Origin of the sequence: Caballeronia telluris (assembly GCF_001544495.1) — a bacterium.
GTDB lineage: Bacteria > Pseudomonadota > Gammaproteobacteria > Burkholderiales > Burkholderiaceae > Caballeronia > Caballeronia telluris.
The window spans coordinates 213,083-233,579 of the sequence record NZ_FCNZ02000003.1 but is presented as its reverse complement, the minus strand read 5'-3'; the positions used below and the strand labels follow the sequence as shown (position 1 = coordinate 233,579).

General features: G+C 65.9%; 19 protein-coding genes. 6 read left to right on the top strand and 13 right to left on the bottom strand.

Annotated elements, in window-relative coordinates:
• Window positions 1-9: 9 nt before the first annotated feature.
• On the top strand, window positions 10-612 hold the full coding sequence (gene pth, locus AWB66_RS05765; protein ID WP_087629302.1) for an aminoacyl-tRNA hydrolase: 603 nt from the start codon (window positions 10-12) through the stop codon (window positions 610-612).
• Window positions 613-630: 18 nt separating this feature from the next.
• Window positions 631-1,698 (top strand): histidinol-phosphate transaminase, encoded by a 1,068-nt coding sequence (hisC, locus tag AWB66_RS05760; RefSeq protein ID WP_087629423.1) that lies wholly within the window; start codon window positions 631-633, stop codon window positions 1,696-1,698.
• Between the two features lie 7 nt (window positions 1,699-1,705).
• On the opposite strand, the gene AWB66_RS05755 is transcribed toward hisC, so the two are convergent.
• The 3 genes from AWB66_RS05755 to rsmD form a co-directional block, all read right to left on the bottom strand.
• On the bottom strand, window positions 1,706-1,963 hold the full coding sequence (locus AWB66_RS05755) for a YfhL family 4Fe-4S dicluster ferredoxin (protein WP_087629301.1): 258 nt from the start codon (window positions 1,961-1,963) through the stop codon (window positions 1,706-1,708).
• A gap of 92 nt (window positions 1,964-2,055) precedes the next feature.
• Complete coding sequence (gene coaD / locus AWB66_RS05750) at window positions 2,056-2,559, bottom strand: pantetheine-phosphate adenylyltransferase (RefSeq protein ID WP_087629300.1); 504 nt, start codon at window positions 2,557-2,559, stop codon at window positions 2,056-2,058.
• 105 nt (window positions 2,560-2,664) lie between these two features.
• On the bottom strand, window positions 2,665-3,324 hold the full coding sequence (gene rsmD, locus AWB66_RS05745) for a 16S rRNA (guanine(966)-N(2))-methyltransferase RsmD (protein ID WP_087629299.1): 660 nt from the start codon (window positions 3,322-3,324) through the stop codon (window positions 2,665-2,667).
• Window positions 3,325-3,568: 244 nt separating this feature from the next.
• Here rsmD and ftsY point away from each other — a divergent pair, with 244 nt between their 5' ends.
• Window positions 3,569-4,852 carry a signal recognition particle-docking protein FtsY gene (gene ftsY / locus AWB66_RS05740; RefSeq protein WP_087629298.1) on the top strand — a complete coding sequence of 428 codons (1,284 nt, stop codon included), beginning with the start codon at window positions 3,569-3,571 and terminating at the stop codon, window positions 4,850-4,852.
• Between the two features lie 69 nt (window positions 4,853-4,921).
• Here the strand turns inward: ftsY and AWB66_RS05735 are convergent, their stop codons facing one another.
• Genes AWB66_RS05735 through AWB66_RS05725 form a run of 3 tightly spaced genes read right to left on the bottom strand, consistent with a single transcriptional unit; the run spans window position 4,922 to window position 6,904 of the window.
• Window positions 4,922-5,542, bottom strand: a complete 621-nt coding sequence (locus tag AWB66_RS05735) for a LysE/ArgO family amino acid transporter (protein WP_087629297.1) — start codon at window positions 5,540-5,542, stop codon at window positions 4,922-4,924.
• Complete coding sequence (gene maiA, locus AWB66_RS05730; RefSeq protein ID WP_087629296.1) at window positions 5,539-6,183, bottom strand: maleylacetoacetate isomerase; 645 nt, start codon at window positions 6,181-6,183, stop codon at window positions 5,539-5,541. Before maiA ends, AWB66_RS05735 begins: the two co-directional genes overlap by 4 nt.
• Before the next feature lie 22 nt (window positions 6,184-6,205).
• Window positions 6,206-6,904, bottom strand: coding sequence for a fumarylacetoacetate hydrolase family protein (locus tag AWB66_RS05725; protein WP_087629295.1), 699 nt, complete (start codon window positions 6,902-6,904; stop codon window positions 6,206-6,208).
• A gap of 301 nt (window positions 6,905-7,205) precedes the next feature.
• Between AWB66_RS05725 and ybiB the strand changes: the two genes are divergently transcribed.
• Both ybiB and leuA read left to right on the top strand, forming a co-directional pair.
• Window positions 7,206-8,177 (top strand): DNA-binding protein YbiB, encoded by a 972-nt coding sequence (gene ybiB, locus AWB66_RS05720; RefSeq protein WP_087629294.1) that lies wholly within the window; start codon window positions 7,206-7,208, stop codon window positions 8,175-8,177.
• Window positions 8,178-8,648: 471 nt separating this feature from the next.
• Window positions 8,649-10,301, top strand: coding sequence for a 2-isopropylmalate synthase (gene leuA, locus AWB66_RS05715; RefSeq protein ID WP_087629293.1), 1,653 nt, complete (start codon window positions 8,649-8,651; stop codon window positions 10,299-10,301).
• Window positions 10,302-10,367: 66 nt separating this feature from the next.
• Here leuA and AWB66_RS05710 read toward each other — a convergent pair whose 3' ends face one another.
• Complete coding sequence (locus tag AWB66_RS05710; protein ID WP_087629292.1) at window positions 10,368-10,751, bottom strand: nuclear transport factor 2 family protein; 384 nt, start codon at window positions 10,749-10,751, stop codon at window positions 10,368-10,370.
• A 45-nt stretch (window positions 10,752-10,796) separates the two neighbouring features.
• Window positions 10,797-11,363, bottom strand: a complete 567-nt coding sequence (locus tag AWB66_RS05705; RefSeq protein WP_087629422.1) for an acyloxyacyl hydrolase — start codon at window positions 11,361-11,363, stop codon at window positions 10,797-10,799.
• Window positions 11,364-11,734: 371 nt separating this feature from the next.
• Here AWB66_RS05705 and rpoH point away from each other — a divergent pair, with 371 nt between their 5' ends.
• Window positions 11,735-12,670, top strand: coding sequence for an RNA polymerase sigma factor RpoH (gene rpoH / locus AWB66_RS05700; protein ID WP_087629421.1), 936 nt, complete (start codon window positions 11,735-11,737; stop codon window positions 12,668-12,670).
• A 135-nt stretch (window positions 12,671-12,805) separates the two neighbouring features.
• On the opposite strand, the gene nagE is transcribed toward rpoH, so the two are convergent.
• The 5 genes from nagE to AWB66_RS05675 form a co-directional block, all read right to left on the bottom strand.
• Window positions 12,806-14,587: an N-acetylglucosamine-specific PTS transporter subunit IIBC gene (gene nagE / locus AWB66_RS05695; protein WP_087629291.1), complete on the bottom strand. Its 1,782-nt coding sequence runs from the start codon at window positions 14,585-14,587 to the stop codon at window positions 12,806-12,808.
• A 76-nt stretch (window positions 14,588-14,663) separates the two neighbouring features.
• Entirely contained in the window at window positions 14,664-17,246 is a 2,583-nt protein-coding gene (gene ptsP / locus AWB66_RS05690; RefSeq protein ID WP_087629290.1) for a phosphoenolpyruvate--protein phosphotransferase, read from the bottom strand.
• A gap of 11 nt (window positions 17,247-17,257) precedes the next feature.
• The gene (locus tag AWB66_RS05685) at window positions 17,258-18,265 is read right to left on the bottom strand and encodes an SIS domain-containing protein (protein WP_087629289.1); all 1,008 of its coding nucleotides are present in this window, start codon (window positions 18,263-18,265) and stop codon (window positions 17,258-17,260) included.
• Window positions 18,258-19,361 (bottom strand): N-acetylglucosamine-6-phosphate deacetylase, encoded by a 1,104-nt coding sequence (nagA, locus tag AWB66_RS05680; protein ID WP_087629288.1) that lies wholly within the window; start codon window positions 19,359-19,361, stop codon window positions 18,258-18,260. Before nagA ends, AWB66_RS05685 begins: the two co-directional genes overlap by 8 nt.
• A gap of 155 nt (window positions 19,362-19,516) precedes the next feature.
• Window positions 19,517-20,251 carry a GntR family transcriptional regulator gene (locus AWB66_RS05675; protein ID WP_087629287.1) on the bottom strand — a complete coding sequence of 245 codons (735 nt, stop codon included), beginning with the start codon at window positions 20,249-20,251 and terminating at the stop codon, window positions 19,517-19,519.
• Window positions 20,252-20,497: the final 246 nt, after the last annotated feature.

The window sequence follows — 20,497 nt, the reverse complement described above, 5'->3', positions numbered from 1 at the left end:
CGACTCGACATGATCAAGCTGATCGTCGGCCTCGGCAATCCGGGCGCCGAGTACACCGCGACCCGACATAACGCAGGTTTCTGGTTCGTCGACCAGTTCGCACGCGATGCCGGCGCGAGCCTGCGCGACGAACGCCGCTTCCACGGCCACTATGGCAAAGGCCGTCTGAACGGCCACGAAGTGCACCTGCTCGAGCCGCAGACGTTCATGAACCGGTCAGGGCAATCGGTGGTTGCGGTCGCGCAGTTCTTCAAGGTTCTCCCGGACGAGATTCTCGTCGCGCACGACGAACTCGACCTGCCGCCCGGCACGGTGAAGATGAAGCTCGGCGGCGGCAGCGGCGGCCACAACGGCCTGAAGGACATCACCGCGCACCTGTCGTCGCAGCAATACTGGCGGCTGCGGATCGGTATCGGGCATCCGCGCGACCTGATCCCTGAAGGCGCGCGTGCCGGCGCGAAGCCCGACGTCGCCAATTTCGTGCTCAAGCCGCCGCGCCGCGAAGAGCAGGAGCCGATCGACCAGTCGATCGAGCGCGCGCTCGCCGTGATGCCGTTCGTCGTCGTCGGCGAAACCGAGCGCGCGGTGATGAACCTGCATCGCAATCCCTGATCGTCATTGGAGCCGCACGTGAGCCGTTTCTGGAGCGACATCGTTCATCGACTGACGCCGTATGTCCCGGGCGAGCAGCCCGCGCTCGCGCATCCCGTCAAACTGAACACGAACGAAAATCCGTATCCGCCGTCGCCGCGCGTCGTCGAGGCGATCCGGCGCGAACTGGGCGATACCGGCGATGCGCTGCGCAAATATCCCGATCCGACCGCGCATGCGTTACGCGCGACCGTGGCGGCGCACCACGGCTTGCGCATCGATCAGGTGTTCGCGGGCAACGGTTCGGATGAAGTGCTCGCTCACGTGTTCCAGGCGCTCCTGAAGCACGACAAGCCAATCCGCTTCCCCGACATCACGTACAGCTTTTATCCGGTCTACGCGCAGCTTTACGGCGTCGATTTCGATGCGATTGCCCTCGGCGACGAATTCGCCATCGACATCGACGATTACCGCGCGCCGGGCGGCCCCGTGCTGCTGCCGAACCCGAACGCGCCGACCGGCCGCGCGCTCACGCTCGCGGAAATCGAGGCCTTGCTGAAGGCGAATCCGGATGCGCCCGTCGTGATCGACGAGGCGTATGTCGATTTCGGCGCGAAATCGGCGGTGAAGCTGATCGACCGTCATCCGAACTTGCTCGTCGTGCAGACGGTGTCGAAGTCGCGTGCTCTGGCGGGCATGCGCGTGGGTTTCGCGTTCGGCGACGCCGCGCTGATCGAAGCGCTGATGCGCGTGAAGGACAGCTTCAACTCGTACCCGCTCGACCGCCTGGCGCTTGCCGCGGCGATCGCCGCTTACGAAGACGACGCGTATTTCCGCGCAAGCTGCGCGAAGGTGATCGCGAGCCGCGAGCGACTGACGGGCGAACTGAAGGCGCTTGGCTTCGACATCGTGCCGTCGGCGGCGAATTTCGTTTTCGCGCGCCATCCCGCGCACGATGCAGCGACGCTCGCGGCGTCGCTCAGGGAGAAGGAGATCTTCGTGCGGCATTTCAGGCTGCCGCGCATCGACCAGCACTTGCGCATTTCCATCGGCACCGATGCCGAATGCGACGCGCTCCTCGGCGCGCTGAAGCCGCTGATCGCCTGAAACGCGCTTACTGGCCCTTGGTGGCCATCAGCGCGTGATACTTCGCCATCAACTGGTCGGGCGTTTCGACGTGCGCCGGATCGCGCGGAATGCATTCGACGGGACACACCTGCTGACATTGCGGCTCGTCGAAATGGCCGACGCATTCGGTGCATTTCTTCGGGTCGATGACGTAGATTTCCGCGCCCATCGAAATGGCGTCGTTCGGGCACTCGGGCTCGCAAACGTCGCAGTTGATGCACTCGTCGGTAATGATCAGGGACATGCTCTACTCTCTCTCGCCGGTCTGACCCGGCACTCACCCGCGCGGCGGCTTGAACTGCAACGGGCCGCCGGGTTCGCGATGCCCGTCGAAGCTCAGGGCGCCGCGCCGTTCGCCGGCAGCAGACCGACCTTGTCGATCAGGCGCTTCTCGACGGATGGAAACACGAATTTGCTGACGTCGCCGCCCAGTTGCGCGATCTCGCGCACGATCGTGCCCGAGATGAACTGATACTGGTCCGACGGCGTCATGAACATCGTCTCCACGTCCGGCAGCAGATAACGGTTCATGCCCGCCATCTGAAACTCGTACTCGAAATCGGAGACGGCGCGCAGGCCGCGCACGATCACGCGCGCATTGTTCTTGCGCACGAAATCCTTGAGCAGCCCGGTAAAACTCATCACCTGCACGTTCGGATAATGCCCGAGCACGTCGTGCGCGATGTCGAGGCGTTCCTGCAAGTTGAAGAACGGCTTCTTCGCCCGGCTGTCGGCGACGCCGACGACGAGCGTATCGAATATGCTCGACGCCCGCCTCACGAGGTCTTCGTGTCCGCGCGTCAGCGGGTCGAACGTTCCCGGGTACACGGCGACTACCATGGGCCTTCTCCTCTTATCTAGACATTGGGCCGCTCGGCCGCTCAGGCAAGTGCAACCGGAGGGCGCCCGGCCATTTCGTCCGGTGCGCTATTTTTGGAACGCGCATTATTCCTCATTTTCGCGCCGCAGCAAATGATAGCGGACCGCGCCTGCGCGGCCCTCGCGGACGATCGCCCAGCCGCCGAGCGCGGGCGTCGCCGAGAGCGCGAGCGCTTCGCCGGATTCGACGTACAGCGCGCCGCCCGGCGCGACGAGCGGCGCCGCGAGTTCCAGCGCGCGATCGAGCATCGGCTGGTCGCCGAACGGCGGGTCGAGGAACACGATGTCGAAGGAATTCGGCGGCAGGTTTGCGGCGAGCCGCAGCGCGTCGGCTTCGGCGATCTCGATGTTGGTCGCCGCGAGCCGCGCCTGGTTCGCCTTCAACTGGGCGACGGCGCGTCCGCTCCTTTCGACCATCAGCACCCGCGCGGCGCCGCGCGACGCCGCTTCGAAGCCGAGCGCGCCGCTGCCGGCGAAGAGATCGAGGCAGCGCTGGCCGTCGAGTTGCTGGCCGAGCCAGTTGAACAGCGTCTCGCGCACGCGATCCGGCGTCGGACGCAGGCCGTCGAGATCGAGCACGGGCAGCGGCGTGCGCTTCCAGTCGCCGCCGATGATGCGGATCGAATGCGGTTTGCCGCCGCGCGACGGCGCGGCCTCGCGCGGTTTGGCGGGCGGGCGGCGCGGCGCGGCTGAGGCGGGCGATCGGTTGATGGACGAACGGGACATGGTGGTGAAGTGAATGGAGAGGCGGGCGCCGGGCAGCGCGGCGTCTTTCGAAACCGAACGCGATGCGAAAAGATGAAAGGCAACGTTACCACAGCCGTGCGCCTCGCCACCAAAGGCGAGCGACCGCCCTGGGCGTCGCCTGATAAAATACGCGCCTTCCGCGCTTTCTCGCTTTCTGGTTTGCTCGATGTCGAGAACCCCGGCGTCATTCGAGAAACGTGCGCACTTCCCACCCTTGCAGACCATGTTCAGCTTTTTCAAACGATTCAAGAAGCCGGCCGAGGGCGAAACGCCCGTCGACAATGCCGCCGACGAAGCCGGCGAGCAGGAAGCGCCCGAGGCGTTCGAAGAGCCGTTGCGTCACGCGAGCACGCCTGTCACGCCGGCTCAGCCGGTCGAGCCGGCTTCGGAGCCGGTGAACGAACCCGCGCCGCTCAAGCACGCTACGACGCCCGTCACGCCCGCGCAGCCCGTCGAAGAGGCGCCTCAGGCCGCACCGAAGCCCGCCGAGCCGCAACCGGCGGAGCCGAAGCCGTACTGGCAGGGCCGCACGCCGTCGCAATGGCAGCGCGAGCCGCTCGCCGAAGAACTCGACGAAGTCATCCCGGCGCCCTCGCCCGACGCCGCCGCGAAGAAATCGTGGATCTCGCGCCTGAAGCACGGTTTGTCGAAGACGAGTTCGAGCCTGACCGGCATTTTCGTCGGCGCGAAAATCGACGAGGATCTGTACGAGGAGCTGGAAACCGCGCTGCTCGTGTCCGATGCGGGCGTCGACGCCACCGAATTCCTGCTCGAAGCGCTGCGCGAAAAAGTGCGCGCCGAGCGTCTCACCGACGCGATGCAAGTAAAGAACGCGCTGCGCTCGCTGCTCGTCGATCTGCTCGCGCCGCTCGAAAAGTCGCTGATGCTCGGCCGCGCGCAGCCGCTCGTCATGATGATTACCGGCGTGAACGGCGCGGGCAAGACCACGAGCATCGGCAAGCTGGCGAAGCATTTGCAGCGCTTCGACCAGTCGGTGCTGCTGGCCGCCGGCGACACCTTCCGCGCCGCCGCGCGCGAACAGCTCACCGTCTGGGGCGAGCGCAACAACGTCACGGTGATGTCGCAGGAAAGCGGCGACGCCGCCGCGGTGATCTTCGACGCGGTCGGCGCCGCGCGCGCACGCAAGATCGACGTGATGATGGCCGATACCGCCGGACGTCTGCCGACACAACTGCATCTGATGGAAGAGTTGCGCAAGGTGCGTCGCGTGATCGCGAAGGCGATGCCGGACGCGCCGCACGAAGTGCTGCTCGTGATCGACGCAAACACCGGCCAGAACGCGCTCGCGCAGGTGAAGGCGTTCGACGACGCGCTCGGCCTGACCGGGCTGATCGTCACCAAGCTCGACGGCACGGCGAAGGGCGGCATCCTCGCTGCGATCGCGCGGCAGCGGCCGATTCCGGTGTATTTCATCGGCGTCGGCGAGAAGGTGGAGGACTTGCAGCCTTTCAGCGCCGAGGAATTCGCCGACGCGTTGCTCGGTTGATCTTTGTCGATTCAAAGCAGAAAAGGCGTCCCGCGGGACGCCTTTTTTTCGCCATGAAGCAGCGCGAACTCAGTGCGACAGCAGCAAGGCCGCCGCGATCCACCACATCACGCAGCCGACGATCACATCCAGCACGCGCCACGCGACGTCCTTCTCGAACCATGGCTGAAGCAGGCGCGCGCCGTAGCCGAGCGTCGTGAACCAGACGATCGACGCGCACATCGCGCCCGCCGCGAACCACGCGTTGCGCGGCCAGCCGTAGCGCGCCCCGATGCCGCCGAGCAGCACGACGGTATCGAGATAGACGTGCGGATTGAGCAGCGACAGCGCGAGCACCGTCGATGCCGCGCCGAGCGCCGTCTGCGTTTCGCCGTTCGTGGCGTCGAGATGGCCCGGACCGCGCCACGCCGCGAGAAACGCGCGCGCGCCGTAGAGGAACACGAAAATCGCGCCGGCCCAGCGGATCACGTCGAGCAGGAACGGCGCGCGGGCGATCAGCGCGCCCATCCCGCCGATGCCGAGCGCGATCAAGAGCACGTCGATCGCCGCGCAGATCGAGACGACCACCCCGACGTGCTTGCGCTTCAATCCCTGCCGCAACACATAGGCGTTCTGCGCACCGATCGCGATGATGAGACTCGCGCCCAGTCCGGCGCCCGACAAAAAGCTCGATAGATAGGGAAACGTCATTCAGCGTCGGGTTGTTGCGCGGGCGCGGCGCGTTGGAAGGCATCGAGCGTATCGGCGTGATCGGCGATGCGTTCGATCGTCGGAAAACGGCCGAGGTCGATCTTGAAGCGCCGCGCGTTGAACACTTGCGGCACGAGACACAGATCGGCGACGGTCGGCGTATCGCCGAAACAGAACGCGCCCACGCGCTTGTCGGCAGACAGACGCTTTTCCAGCGCCTCGAACCCCGATTCCACCCAGTGCGCGTACCACGCGTCCTTGACCTCGTCGGGCGCCTTCACCTGGTGCTTCAGATACTTGAGCACGCGCAGATTGTCGAGCGGATGGATTTCGCACGCGACCGCGAGCGCGATCGACCGGACGAACGCGCGGTCTGCGGGCGCGCGCGGCAGGAGCGCCGGCTCGGGATGCGTTTCCTCTAGATATTCGATGATCGCGAGCGATTGCGTAAGCACGTCGTCGCCGTCGACGAGCGTCGGCACGATGCCGTCCGGATTGAGCGCGCGATAGTCGGGCTGCAATTGCTGCCCGCCGTCACGCAGCAGATGCACCGGGGCGTACTCGTAATCGAGCCCCTTGAGATTCAGCGCGATGCGCACCCGGTAAGCCGCCGAACTGCGGAAATAGCTGTAGAGCTTCAAGTCGTCTCCCCTTTTTCGCGCTTTAAACGACCCGCACCGAGAATTCGCCGATGCCGTCCACGCCGCCCTTCATCAGGTCGCCCGTAACGATCGCGCCGACGCCTTCCGGCGTGCCGGTGAAAATGAGATCGCCGGGGAAGAGTTCGAAGAGCGTCGACAGATACGCAATCGTCTCGCCGACCGGCCAGATCAGTTGCGAGATGTCCGAGCGCTGTTTTTCCTCGCCGTTGACCGACAGCCAGATCGCGCTTTTTTCCAGATGCCCGACCTTCGACACCGGATGAATCGGCCCAAGCGGCGCCGAGCGGTCGAAACCCTTCGCGGTGTCCCACGGACGGCCGAGCTTCTTCGCTTCGGCCTGCAGGTCGCGGCGCGTCATGTCGAGGCCGAGCGCGTAGCCGTACACGTAGTCGAGCGCCTGATCGGCGGGAATGTCGCGGCCTTGCTTGCCGATCGCCGCGACCAGTTCCATCTCGAAATGCACGTTCTTCGATTGCGACGGATACGGGAATTCGCCGGTCGTGCCCGGCGCGACGTAGAGCACGGCGTCGGCGGGCTTGGCGAAGAAGAACGGCGGCTCGCGGTCCGGGTCGTGACCCATTTCGCGCGCGTGCGCTTCATAATTGCGGCCGACGCAATAAATGCGGCGCACCGGAAACTGATCGTCGGAACCTGCGACGGGCACGGCTACCGCCGGCGCCGGAGTGAACACGAAACTCATCCCGCTCTCCTCGTTCTGGTTGGATCGCGGCCTCGATCGTGTGGAGCGCATGGCGGGTCCGCCCCGATCGGCGCCCGACCCGAAGCCGGCAAGACAAAGAGTTTAACGTGCGCGCGACGCGCCTGCGCGCCGGCCTCGCGGGCGAAAACGGCGCGTCGCGCGGACTGCCGCCGCTTTTGAGCGACTTGCACGCGCCGCACAAATGCTGTACTCAATACTCTTTCCGCATCCCAAATTTGCCTGGACCGAACGTGGACACCGCCATAGCGAAACGCACGACGCCCACGCACCCTAATCGACGATGACCGATCCTGCCCTACCACCTTTCCCCTGCGCGCGCTTCATCAAGGAAATCGGACGCGGGCCGAACGGCGCCCGCGCGCTCTCCCGCGACGACACCTTCTCGCTCTACGAAGCGATGCTCGATAACCGCGTCTCCGAACTCGAACTCGGCGCGGTGCTGCTTGCGTACCGCGTGAAGGGCGAAACGGCCGCCGAACTCGCCGCGATGCTCGCCGCCGCGCATCGCTCCTTCGAGCTACTGCACATCCAGCATGGACGCGAGCACGCACGGCCGGTCTCGATCCCAAGCTACAACGGCGCACGCAAGCAGCCGAACCTGACCCCGCTGCTCGCGATGCTGCTCGCACGCGAAGGGGTGCCGGTGCTGGTGCACGGCGTCGTCGACGATCCGGGGCGCGTGACGAGCGCGGAAATCTTCGCGGAGCTGGGCATTGCGCAGGCGGCGTCGCACGATGAAATCGAGGACAGCCTCGCGTCGCGCCGGCTCGCGTTCGCGCCGATCGCCTCGCTTGCGCCGAAGCTCGCGCGGCTCTTGGCGCTGCGGCGGATCATGGGCGTGCGCAATTCGACTCACACGCTCGTGAAGATTCTCCAGCCGTTTGCGCAACCGGGCCTGCGGCTCGTGAACTACACGCATCCGGAGTATCGCGACAGCCTGACGAGCCTCTTCGTCGATCATCCCGACGCCGCCGTGGGCGGTGCGCTGCTCGCGCGCGGTACCGAAGGCGAGGCGGTCGCGGATACGCGCCGCCAGGTTCAGGTCGACTGGTTCCACGACGGCCATTCGGAGACGCTGCTGTCGGCGGAACGCTCGTCGGCGGATGCGCCGGCCGCCGCGCTGCCCGATTCGCTCGACGCGGCGACCACCGCGCGCTGGATCGAAACCGTGCTGCGCGGCGAAGTGCCGATTCCGCCGACGGTCGCGCGGCAGGTCGAACTGATCTCCGACGTGGTGCGCCGGCCGGGGTGAAGCGGAATCGTCCGATTGGGTTGCGTTCGCGATTGGTTGACACATCAACCGCCGCTGGCTAAAGTAGCCGCATGCGTTTCACCCAATTCTCCTCCCTCCGAATTATTTCGGGCCGCCTAGCGCGGCCCCTATCGCTACGTCTAGCGTAAGTCGCCAGGCGTAGCGCCGCGCGTTTGTCTGTTTGTCGCGCGGTCCTCCCAGCAGTTCTCGTAGTTCCTTCTTTTCACCACCTGTAGTCGTCAGCTTTTCGTTCGCGCATCCCGCGATACGGAAACGCGAGGGTCACATGCACGCTGCTTCGCGCACGTTCACGTTGGTCGCAGGCGTCACCGTCGCCGTGACGCAACGTGACCGCGCGCGCGGGAAAGCATCTCGGCGTGCATCGGGCAAGGGCCGGCCAGCCGCCGGCACGGGCCTCTCTCGCAGGCGCTACGCAACTTGCGCAACCCGCGATCAACGAGGTCGACGATCATGATGCAGAGCCCTTCCGAGAAATACCGTCCGTTTCCGCCAGTCCGTTTGAACGGCCGCCGCTGGCCGACACGCACCATCGAAAAAGCGCCCGTCTGGATGAGCACCGACCTGCGCGACGGCAACCAGGCGCTGATCGAACCGATGAGCATCGCGGCAAAGCTCGAATTCTTCGAGATGCTGGTGGCGACGGGTTTCAAGGAGATCGAAGTGGGCTTTCCGTCGGCATCGCAGACGGATTTCGATTTCGTGCGCAAGCTGATCGCCGACAAGCGCATTCCCGACGATGTGACCATCGAAGTGCTCGTGCAGTCGCGCCGTGAACTGATCGAGCGCACGTTCGAGGCGGTGGAAGGCGCGTCGAAGGTGATCGTGCATTTGTACAACGCGATTGCGCCGTCGTTCCGGCGCATCGTCTTCAACCAGTCGAAGGAAGAAGTGAAGGCGCTGGCCGTCGAAGGCACGCGCATCATCAAGGAATGCGCCGCCGCGCGTCCCGGCACGCACTGGACGTATCAGTATTCGCCGGAGACCTTCAGCATCACGGAGCTCTCGTTCGCGCGCGAAGTCTGCGACGCCGTCGCGCAAATGTGGTGCCCGACGCCCGATCACAAGATGATCGTGAACCTGCCCGCGACCGTCGAAGCCGCGATGCCCAACGTGTTCGCGGACCAGGTCGAGTGGATGGACAAGAACCTCGGCTATCGCGACAGCATCGTCCTCTCGGTGCATCCGCACAACGACCGTGGCACGGCCGTCGCCGCCGCCGAACTCGCGATGCTCGCGGGCGCGGAACGCGTCGAAGGGTGCCTCTTCGGCAACGGCGAGCGCACCGGCAACGTCGATCTCGTGACGCTCGCGATGAATCTCTACACGCAAGGCATCGATCCGGGCCTCGACTTTTCCGACATCGACGGCGTGCGGCGCGTCGTCGAGCGTTGCAACCAGATTCCGGTGCATCCGCGCCATCCGTATGCGGGCGATCTCGTGTTCACGGCGTTTTCGGGATCGCATCAGGACGCGATCCGAAAGGGCTTCGCGCAGCGCGAACCCGGCACGGTGTGGGAAGTGCCCTATTTGCCGATCGATCCCGCCGATCTCGGCCGCAGCTACGACGCCGTGATCCGCGTGAACAGCCAGTCCGGCAAGGGCGGTGCGACGTATCTGCTCGAACGCGGCCTGGGCTTCACGCCGCCGCGCCGCGTGCAGATCGAGTTCAGCCACGCCGTACAGGCGGTCGCCGATGCATCGGGCGAGGAAGTGTCCGGCGAAGCCGTCTGCGCGCTGTTCCGGCGCGAATATTTCGACGTGGCCGGCCCGGTCTCACGCGTCGGCGCGGCGACGCTGCGGGTTCGCGAACGCGACGTGAAAATCCCGCCGGCCTCCGTCGCCGCTTCCGGTGAGTCTTATGCGGAAAACGTAGCAGAGGCGCTCGGCGTCGCGGCGCAGGTGTCGTCGTTCGAGACGGCCAGTACCGCGAGCGGCGAGACGGCGGTGTTCGTCGGATGCCGCGTGGGCGACGAGCCGATGCGCTTCGGCGTCGCGGTGAATGCGAACGCGGCGCAGGCCGTCGTCGATGCGATCGTGAGCGCGGTGAATCGCGCGCGCTGGACGAGCGTGCAGGAAGCGCAGAGCGAAGCGGTGGCGGCTTAACGAAACGGAATGTGAAGGAATGCGACGCGGAATGCGATGGAATGCGACGGCTGGGTGGCGCTGCGACTATTCGAGCGCCACGCGCGTCGCCTGCAGCGCGAGCAGTTGCCAATGCCCGGAGTTCTGGATGTGGACCGCGGTGTAGGCGATCGGAAACAGCAGCGCGCCGTTCTTCGATTCCATCTCGATCAGCGCGCGCCCCGACACGAGACATGTGTCGCGCCCGGCCGGCATCACGTCCTGCGACTGGATCTCGATTTGCCGGTAGCGACGGCGGCCGGCGGTGATCGCGTCGATGAACTGGCGTTTCGTTTCACGCTTGCCGTTCGTGTGCACGTAGCTGACGTTGTCGGCGAGGAGCGCGTCGAGCGTCTCGCCGTCGCCTTCGACCATCGCCCGGAAGCGGTCGCGTTCGAGACCGCGGATCGCCTCGATAGTTTTTGCCGGCATCTGTCGATTCCCCTTGCGGCAAGGAACCGATGCACGCGTTCCCCGTCAGAAGTTGTACTGCAGATAGAGCTGGCTGAAATTTATACCAGGATTCGGCTCTTTGATACCGGCGTTCGACACGTGCTGGAACCGGAAACCCGCCTGGTAGTTCTGACGGGAGCCGAAAACCGCGCCGATGCCGACCACGTCGGCGAATTCGAACGCGGTTCCCATCGCGAAAAACGGCGTGATGCGCGTGTGCGACAGCACCCGGACGCCGACGCCCGCTTCGATGAAAGGCCGGAAGTTGCCCGAGCTCTTGATGAACCGGAACATGGGCGTGATGCCCACTTCCCAGATGGCCGGATTGACCGTCTGGTCGAGGGTCGGGTGCCAGTACGAGACATGCCCCTCGCCGACCATGGTGAAGTGATACCCGCCGATCTCCCACCACTGCCACTCCGGATCCCAGACGACACCCAGATCGGCTTTCCAGATCTGCCGGTCGGAATAGCCGCCGGCAATCTGCACACCAAACCGGTCAGCGTGGGCGCCCGCCGGCGCGCACGCAGATGCCGCGAGCGCGGCGCATTGCAGGAAGCGATTCAGCCACGCGCATTTTTTCTTTTGCATGAACACCCCGACACGGGTACTTGATCACCGACCGCTCGGACGGCCACCGGCGTATTTTAGAGATGATCGCGGAATTGTGCTTGAATGGTGTTTGGTTTCACCGAAAGGTTGAATTAAGTTTCGTTGTACGGCCGAAACACGGTAATTTGAGCGAATGACGTCAGATCCCTGAAGCGCACAGCGGTAAGAATGACTGTTTAATTTACTGTAATATGTGCCCTATCAGAGTTTGATTTTTGATAGCTTTTGTGGGAACTCCCACACAAGTCGACGCTCTAACCCTTAGCACTCACTGGACTGGAGTGCTAATATCGTGGTGACTCGCTGCGAATCTTCGCAACGGGTTTTTTGTTGATAAGGAGCTTATGAGCGTGACCAATGCGATGACCCTTCCGAATGTCGTGAACTCGGCGCCTGCCAAGGCCGCATCGGCAGGCGCGCTGACGTACGCACAGTCGTCGATGCTGACCGGCCAGATCGGCAATATCGACGCCTATATTTCGGCTGTGAACCGGATTCCGATGCTGTCGCCGTCGGAGGAACGTCAGTACGCCACCGAATTCCGCGAGAATGACAACCTCGAAGCGGCGCGTCAGCTCGTGCTGTCGCACCTGCGCCTCGTCGTGTCGATCGCCCGCAATTACCTGGGCTACGGCCTGCCGCACGCAGACCTGATCCAGGAAGGCAACATCGGCCTGATGAAGGCAGTGAAGCGCTTCGACCCCGCGCAGAACGTGCGCCTCGTGTCGTATGCGATGCACTGGATCAAGGCCGAGATCCATGAATACATCCTGCGCAACTGGCGCACGGTGAAGGTCGCAACGACCAAGGCGCAACGCAAGCTGTTCTTCAATCTGCGCAGCCACAAGACCGGTCTCGCCGCGTTCACGCCGGACGAGATCGAAGGCCTCGCGAAAGAGCTGAACGTGAAGCGCGAGGAAGTCGCGGAGATGGAAACGCGTCTGTCGGGCGGCGACATCGCGCTCGAAGGCCAGGTCGAGGATGGCGAGGAAGCCTTTGCGCCGATCGCGTATCTCGCCGACTCGAACAACGAGCCGACCAACGTGATCGCCGCGCGCCAGTTCGACAAGCTGCAAAGCGACGGTTTGTCGGACGCGCTCGAATCGCTCGACGATCGCAGCCGCCGCATCATCAAGGCGCGCTGGCTCGACGTGCAGGACGACGGATCGGGCGGCAAGACGCTGCATGAACTGGCCGACGAGTTCGGCGTCTCGGCGGAGCGGATTCGCCAGATCGAAGCGAGCGCGATGAAGAAGATGAAGGCGGCTCTGCACGACTACGCTTGACGTCTGACTGACGAAGTACCGCAAAGCCCGCCGTCGAAAGACGGCGGGCTTTTTTGCGTGCCCGACGTTGCGCGCCGCGGATGAAAAAACGGCGCCCGAAGGCGCCGTTTCCGCATGCGTGGACGTGTGCGGGCGTCAGGCAGGCAAAGGCGCCGCGCCGCCGCCGTTGCCTTGCAGACGCGTCGCCAGTTGCCGCGCATAGCGCTCGGCGGCCGTTCCGACGACGATGTGGAACGTATCGGCCGAGACCCACGCGACGTCGAGCGCCGAGAGCCGCTGGCGATCCACCGCCGACGGATCGCGCACGACCACGCGCAGACGCGTCGCCGCAATCGCGTCGAGCGAAGACACGTTGGTCGCGCCGCCGAATACGGCAAGCCAGCGCGCCGGGTCCGGATCGAGCGGACCTTGCTCGCTTGCGCCAGCCGTCGCCGGAGCCGCAGCCACGGCAGCGGGCGCCGACGAAGCTGGCGTCGCGCCGCGCGTCGACGAATGCTCCAGTTCCGAGCGGATTTCATCGGCGATCAGGTCCGCTTCCGGCCCGATGATCACCTGCACGTTCGTCGCGCCGCGCTTCAACACGCCGCGCGCGCCGATCGACTTCAACTGCGCTTCCGACACCTTTTCCGAATCCGCCACCGACAGACGCAGACGCGTCGTGCACGCATCCACCAGCGTCAGGTTCGACGCGCCGCCGAGCGCCGCGATATAGCGGGCCGCACGCGTCGAAGCCGCTGCGGGTGCCGACGTCGGCGAGACGTAGCCGCCCGCGCTTTCCGTCGACGCGGTTTCGGCATCGGTCGTCGCGGGTTCGCGGCCCGGCGTCGCCATGTTGAACTTGCGGATGAAAAAACGGAACAGGCCGTAGTACAGCAAACCGTAGACGATGCCGATCGGAATCGCCATCCAACCGCGCGTCGAGAGACCGTAGTTCAGCACGTAGTCGATCGCGCCCGCCGAGAACGTGAAGCCCAGATGGATGCCGAGCGCCGAGCAGATCGCGAGCGCGAGGCCCGTCAGCACGGCGTGGATCGCGTAGAGGATCGGGGCGAGGAACATGAACGTGTATTCGATCGGCTCGGTCACGCCCGTCAGGAACGAGGTGAGCGCCATCGAGAACAGCAGGCCGCCGACGATCGCGCGGCGATCCTTCGGCGCCTCGTGGAACATCGCGAGACACGCGGCCGGCAGGCCGAACATCATCACCGGGAAGAAGCCCGTCATGAAGCCGCCCGCAGTCGGGTCGCCTGCGAAGAAGCGGTGCAGGTCGCCCGTCACCGGCGCGCCGCCAGCCGGCGTGAACGTGCCGAACACGAACCACGCGAGCGAGTTGAGGATGTGATGCAGGCCCGTCACCAGCAGGATGCGGTTCAGCACGCCGAACACGAAGGTGCCGAGCGCGCCCGCCGTCGTCAGCCAGAGGCCAGCGGCGTCGATTGCATGCTGCACCGGCTGCCAGATATAGCCGAACACGATGCCGAGTACCAGACACGCGACGCCCGTCACAATCGGCACGAAGCGTTTCCCTCCGAAGAACGCGAGGTACTCGGGCAGCTTGATGTCCTTGTAGCGGTTGTAGAGATAGCCCGCGACCGAACCCGCGACGATCCCCGAGAGCACGCCCATGTTGAGCTTCGGATCGATGTCCTTCATCACCGCGATCTCGATCAGATAACCGATCGCGCCCGCGAGACCCGCCGTGCCGTTATTGTCCTTCGCGAAACCGACCGCTACGCCGATGGCGAACAGGAGCGGCAGGTTCGTGAAGATGGCGTCGCCGGCGTCGGCGATCATCTTGATGTTGAAAACATCGGGCTGGCCGAGACGCAGCAGAAGGCCGGCCACGGGCAGCACGGCAATCGGCAGCATCAGCGCGCGACCTAGTCGCTGCATCTTTGCAAACGGGTTGGCGTCCATCGGGTTCTCCAATAATTAGTGGTCTTGTCGTTGCTGGGTTTGATTTCGGGACGCGAAATCCCGCGCCGGACGGACGTTAGTCCAGCGGCCAGATTTCGCGGCTTGCTGCTCTTACTGCCTGCGCCGATTCGAGCGCGAGGGCATCCTCGGCGCGCTGACGGCACAACGGGTAATCGAGATTGCGCACGCGCGCCTTGATGCCGGGCACCGAGACCGGATCGACCGAGAGTTCGGTCACGCCCAGGCCGATGAGTAGCGGCACCGCGACCGGATCGCCGCCGAGCGCCCCGCACACGCCGACCCACTTGCCGTGCTTCGCGGCGCCGTCGGTCGCTGCCTTGATGAGACGCAGCACGGCCGGATGCAGGCCGTCGGCTTGCGCGGCGAGATCCGGCTGGCAGCGGTCCATCGCGAGCGTGTACTGCGTGAGATCGTTGGTGCCGATCGAGAGGAAATCGGCGTGTTGCGCCAGTTGATCCGCGAGCAGCGCCGCCGACGGCACTTCGATCATCACGCCCACTTCGACCGGCTCGGTGCGGCCGATTTCGCGCGCGAGTTCGTCGATGCGCTTTCTGAGACGCACGAGTTCGCCCGAATCGGTGACCATCGGCAACAGGATGCGCACCGCGCCGAACGGCCGCACGGCGAGCAGGCCGCGCAACTGGTCGTCGAGCAGATCGGGGCGCACTTGCGCGAGGCGGATGCCGCGCAGGCCGAGCGCCGGGTTCGTTTCGGGCGGCAACGTCAGGTAATCGACTTCCTTGTCCGCGCCGACATCGAGCGTGCGGATGATCGCCGTGCGCCCCTTCAGCGCATCGACGATGCCCTGGTAGCTCCGTGCGTGCTCGTCCTTCGTCGGCGCCGACGCGCGGTGGATGAAGAGCAGCTCCGTGCGCAGCAAGCCGACCGAGTCGGCGCCGTTGTCGACGGCGGTTTGCGCGTCGTCGAGCGTCGCGATGTTGGCGGCGACTTCGATCGCGCGTCCGTCGCGGGTGGCGACCGCTTCGCCCGACAGACGCCGGTTCGCTTCACGCACGCCCGCGAGACGCTGACGCTCGGTGCGCGCGCGTTCGACGTCGAGCGCGGTCGGCGCGTATTCGATCCGTCCCGCCGACGCATCGACGACCACCTGCGTGCCTTCGGGCACCGCGTGCAGCGCATCGCCGACCGCGACGAGCGCCGGAATGCCGATCTGACGCGCGATGATCGCCGCGTGCGAGGTCGCGCCTCCGCGCGCCATCACGAGCGCGGTGACGCGCGTGCGATCGAGCGACGAGAGATCGGACGGCGTGAATTCGTCGGCGGAGAGCACGGCTTCGTCGGGCAGCGCGCGCGCCGCCGTGTTCGTGTAGCCGAGCGCGCGCAGGACGCGCTTTTCGATGTCGCGCAGGTCGGCGGCGCGCTCGGCGAGCAGCGCATCTTCCACCCTGCCGAGCAGCACGATCTGCGCGCGGATCGCTTCGCGCCACGCGAAACCCGCGCTCTTGCCGAGGCTGATGAGATCGCGTGCGGCGTCGAGCAGCGTCGGGTCTTCCAGCAGCACGCGATGCACCGCGAAAATCCCCGCCTCGCCGACCGCGCCGCGTTGCGACGCGGTGCGCACGGTTTCGTCGAGTTCGGCATCGACGGTGGCGATCGCGCGGTCGAGCGCGCGGCTTTCCGCCGCCGACGTGGCACTCGCCTGCTCGGGCGGCGCGATGTCCTGGTCGTCCCAGCGCACCAGCTTGCCGACGGCGATGCCGGGCGCCGCGCACACGCCCGCGAGCGTATTCGGGTCGAGCGGCTGGCCCGGCGCGCGCGCGAGCGTCTGCGGCGCGGGCGATTTGGCGCGCGCGGGCGTCTCTTCCACTTCGCCGTGCGCGGCGCGCAGCAGTTCCGCCGCGACCGCTTCGACGGCTTGCGCCGCCTGCGCGCCGATGCCGAGCAGTTCGACCGTCGCGCCCTCGCCCGCGCCGAGTCCCAGCAATCCGACGACGCTTTCGATCGGCGCCTTGCGGCCTTCGTAGCGCACTTCGACCTTCGCATCGAAACCGCGCGCCGCTTCGCGGGCGCGCGCCGCCGGCCGCGCGTGCAGGCCGCCCGCGTGCGCGAGCGTCACGTTGCGGCGGGCTTCGTCGGTGAAATTGGCGTCGCTGCGGGCGGCGTCGGCCTTCACGCCGTCTTTCGCGCGCAGCACGAGCAGGCGCTCTCCCACTTTCAGCACGCCGCGCCCGGCGCGCTCGACGACCTCGAACGCGTCGCTGTTCGCGACCGCGATCACCGAGACGAGGCTCGGCGCGTGTTGCGCGACATAGTCGGCGTCGAATTCGATCAGCGGCTGGCCGGCGCGCACTTGCGCGCCCTGCGCGATCTTCGGCGTGAAGCCCGCGCCGCCCAGTTCGACCGTATCGATGCCGATATGCAGCAGGATTTCCGCGCCCTCGGGCGTGCGCAGCGTGACGGCGTGATGCGTGCGCGCGAGATGCGTGATCGTGCCGTCGCACGGCGAGACGAGCACGCCGTCGAGCGGATCGATGCCAATGCCGTCGCCGAACATCCCTTCCGCGAAGACGGGATCGGGGACATCGGCGAGCGGCACGACGGGCCCGGTGAAAGGCGCGAGCAACACGAACGGTTTAGCGGTGGAATGGTTCAACAGTGACTCCTCGGCACGGCGCATCGGGGGCTCGCTCAGTGAGTTTCGGTGACTTTGTTCAGGTGACGCGGCGCATCGGGATTGCGTCCGCGCGCGGCGGCGAGACCGGCGGCCATCACATAGAAGGAAAGAATCGCGGCGATCGGATCGAGCGCCGGATGGTCAGTAACCGCGAGCGGCAAGTCGGCTTGCCCGATGTCGTCGGGGGCCGCGAGCAGCACGCGTGCGCCGCGCGCGCGCATGTCGGATGCAAGCTGGATCAGGCCCGCCTGCTCCGGTCCGCGCGGCGCGAAAACGAGCAGCGGATAGTCCTGGTCGATCAGTTCCATCGGGCCGTGACGCACTTCCGCGCTCGAAAACGCTTCCGCCTGGATGCCCGAGGTTTCCTTGAGCTTGAGCGCCGCTTCCTGCGCGATCGCGAGCCCGAGACCGCGCCCGATCACGATCATGCGATCGACGCCCTTCAGTTCGTCGACGGCCTTCGACCAGTCGAGCTTGCCCGCCGCGCGCAACGCGTCCGGCAGCGTCTTCAGCGCGTTCAGCAATTCGACGTCGCGCTGCACGTGCGCGATCACGATCGCGGAAAGCGACAGCATCGCGATATAGCTTTTCGTGGCGGCGACGCTCAGTTCCGCGCCGGCCAGGAGCGGCAGGTGCCATTCGCAGGCGTCGGCGAGCGGCGAGCCCGGTGCGTTGACGGCGGCGACGGTGAACGCGCCCGCTTCGCGCAGCGCCTGCATCGTGCCGACGAGGTCGGGACTCTTGCCCGACTGCGAGAACGCGACGGCAAGTTGCCCGGCGACGCGCAACGGCGCCTGCTGCAAGGTGGCGACCGACATTGGCAGCGACGCGACCGGCACGCCGATGCGGCTCATCGTGAGGCTCGCGAAATAGCTCGCGGCGTGGTCGGAACTGCCGCGCGCGACCGTCAGCGCGACATGACGCGGCGCTTCGGCGAGCTTGACGGCAAGGGCCTCGATATTCGAGGTATCGGCGAGCTGGGCTTCGACCACATCGGCCGAGGCGAGCGCCTCACTAAGCATATTCGACAATCGATTCTCCTTCGACATAAGTGGCCGTCAGCGCGAGTTCGCGGTCGATGACGACGAGATCGGCCCATGCGCCGCGCGCGATGCGGCCGCGGTCTTCGAGACCGAGATAATCGGCGGCATGGCGCGACAGGCAGTTCGAGACGTCCGCCATCGGCAGGCCGAGCGACACGAGATTGCGCAGCGCCTGATCCATCGTGAGCGTGCTGCCGGCGAGCGTGCCGTCCGCGAGCCGCACGCCGCCCATGCATTTGGTGACGTGCTGGCTGCCGAGGCGATATTCGCCATCGGGCATGCCGGACGCCGAGGTGCTGTCGGTCACGACGTACAGATGCGGAATCGCGCGCAACGCCGCGCGAATCGCGCCCGGATGAACGTGCAGCAAATCGGGGATCAGTTCCGCGTATTCGGCATGCGCGAGCGCGGCGCCGACCATGCCGGGATCGCGGTGATGCAGCGGCGACATCGCGTTGAACAAGTGCGTGAAGCCGCGCGCGCCGTGCTTGAGCGCGGCGACGGCGTCGTCGTAGGTGCCGAGCGAGTGGCCGAGTTGCACGCGCACGCCGCGCGCCGCCATCTCGCTGATGATGTCCAGATGCCCTGAGATTTCCGGCGCGATCGTGACGACGCGGATCGGCGCGAGCGCGAGGTATTTCAGGACTTCGTCGCGCACGGCGACGGCCGCGGCGTCCGGCTGCGCCCCGAGCTTGCCGGGATTGATGTACGGGCCTTCCAGATGCACGCCGAGCACGCGCGCGCCGCCCGGCACGCGGTATTTCGCCTGCTCGCCGAGTCCGGCCACGACGCTCATCAGTTCGTCGCGCGGGGCGGTCATCGTCGTGGCGAGGAGGCTCGTCGTGCCGTGCTGCGCGTGCAGCCGCGCGACGGTCTGCGCCGCGTCGCCGCCTTCCATGATGTCGGCGCCGCCGCCGCCATGCACGTGCAGGTCGATGAAGCCGGGCAGGATGTACGGCGCGTCATTGGTCGACGGATCGACGCGCTCGCCGTCGAGCGCCGTGACGCGCCCGTTCTCGAAGCGGATCGAGCCGTGAATCCAGCCGTCGGTCGTGAGGATGTTTCCTTTGAGCATGAAGTTCTCTGTGAAACGCGATGCGTTTGAGCCTGAGACTCGAGGCTGAAATCCGGGCGCGCCATGCTGCGAGCAGGCGAAACGTGCGTCCGGCGTCTTTGTCCTCTCGTTTTTATGGGTAGTGCGCGTCTGTCATGCCGACGCTATTTGTGCTGCTAGCGGTGAAGCTCCGCGACGAAGTCGTAGTAGTCGTCGCGGCAATACGTGTCCGTCAGTTCGATGGCGCGCTGGTCTGCCGAATAACCGATCCGCGTGATCACGAGCAGCGCCGCGCGCGGCGCCACGCCCATCAGGCGCGCGATTTCCGCGCCCGCGTTGACCGCGCGAAAGTGCTGCAACGCGCGCACCACCGACATGCCGCGCTCCTCCAGGTACCGGTACAGCGATGCGCCGATCGCCGCCGGCTGCGGCACGACCGACGCGGGCAGCGTGGAATGCTCGACCGCCATCACGATGCCGTCCGCGCGACGCAAGCGCCGCAAGCTCGCGACGCCCGCCCCCGGCGGCAAACCGAGGCGCACGATTTCGTCGCGGCTCGCCGTGCGCACTTCACGCGCTAGCCAGACCGAGTCGGGTGTGAAGCCGCGCTGCTCCATCTTCGTCGTGAAACCGGTGAGCCGCGACAGCGGGTCCTCGACGCGCGGCGTAATGAAGCTGCCCGCGCCGCGCACCCGACGAATCAGACCTTGCTCGACCAGAAGCGCGATGGCGTTGCGCGCGGTGATCCGCGACACGCCGACGCTCTCCGACAACGTTCGCTCCGACGGCAGCGCCTCGCCCGCCGACCATGCGCCCGCGTGAATCCGGGTGGCGAGGCGGGCGGCGAGTTGCAGATAGAGCGGCGTGCTGTTCTGCGCATCGGGAGCCAGTTCTCGCCATCGATCGTCCATCGGATTTTTCCGGTCAGAAGCGCTTGTCGGAGCCCATTATATAACCAAAATAATACCAGTCAATTTTGACGGACCGCCGCATCGAAACGGATTTTTATTGTGTAACTTCAAGTACTTACGTTTCAAATCGCAGGTCAGATAGCATGCTCCGATGCATCGGGATTTACCCGCATGTAGAGTCCACTCGATTCCGATTGGTCTGCATGGAATGGCCCCGTTCGTTCGTTGTTACAAAAGTGCGCGTGC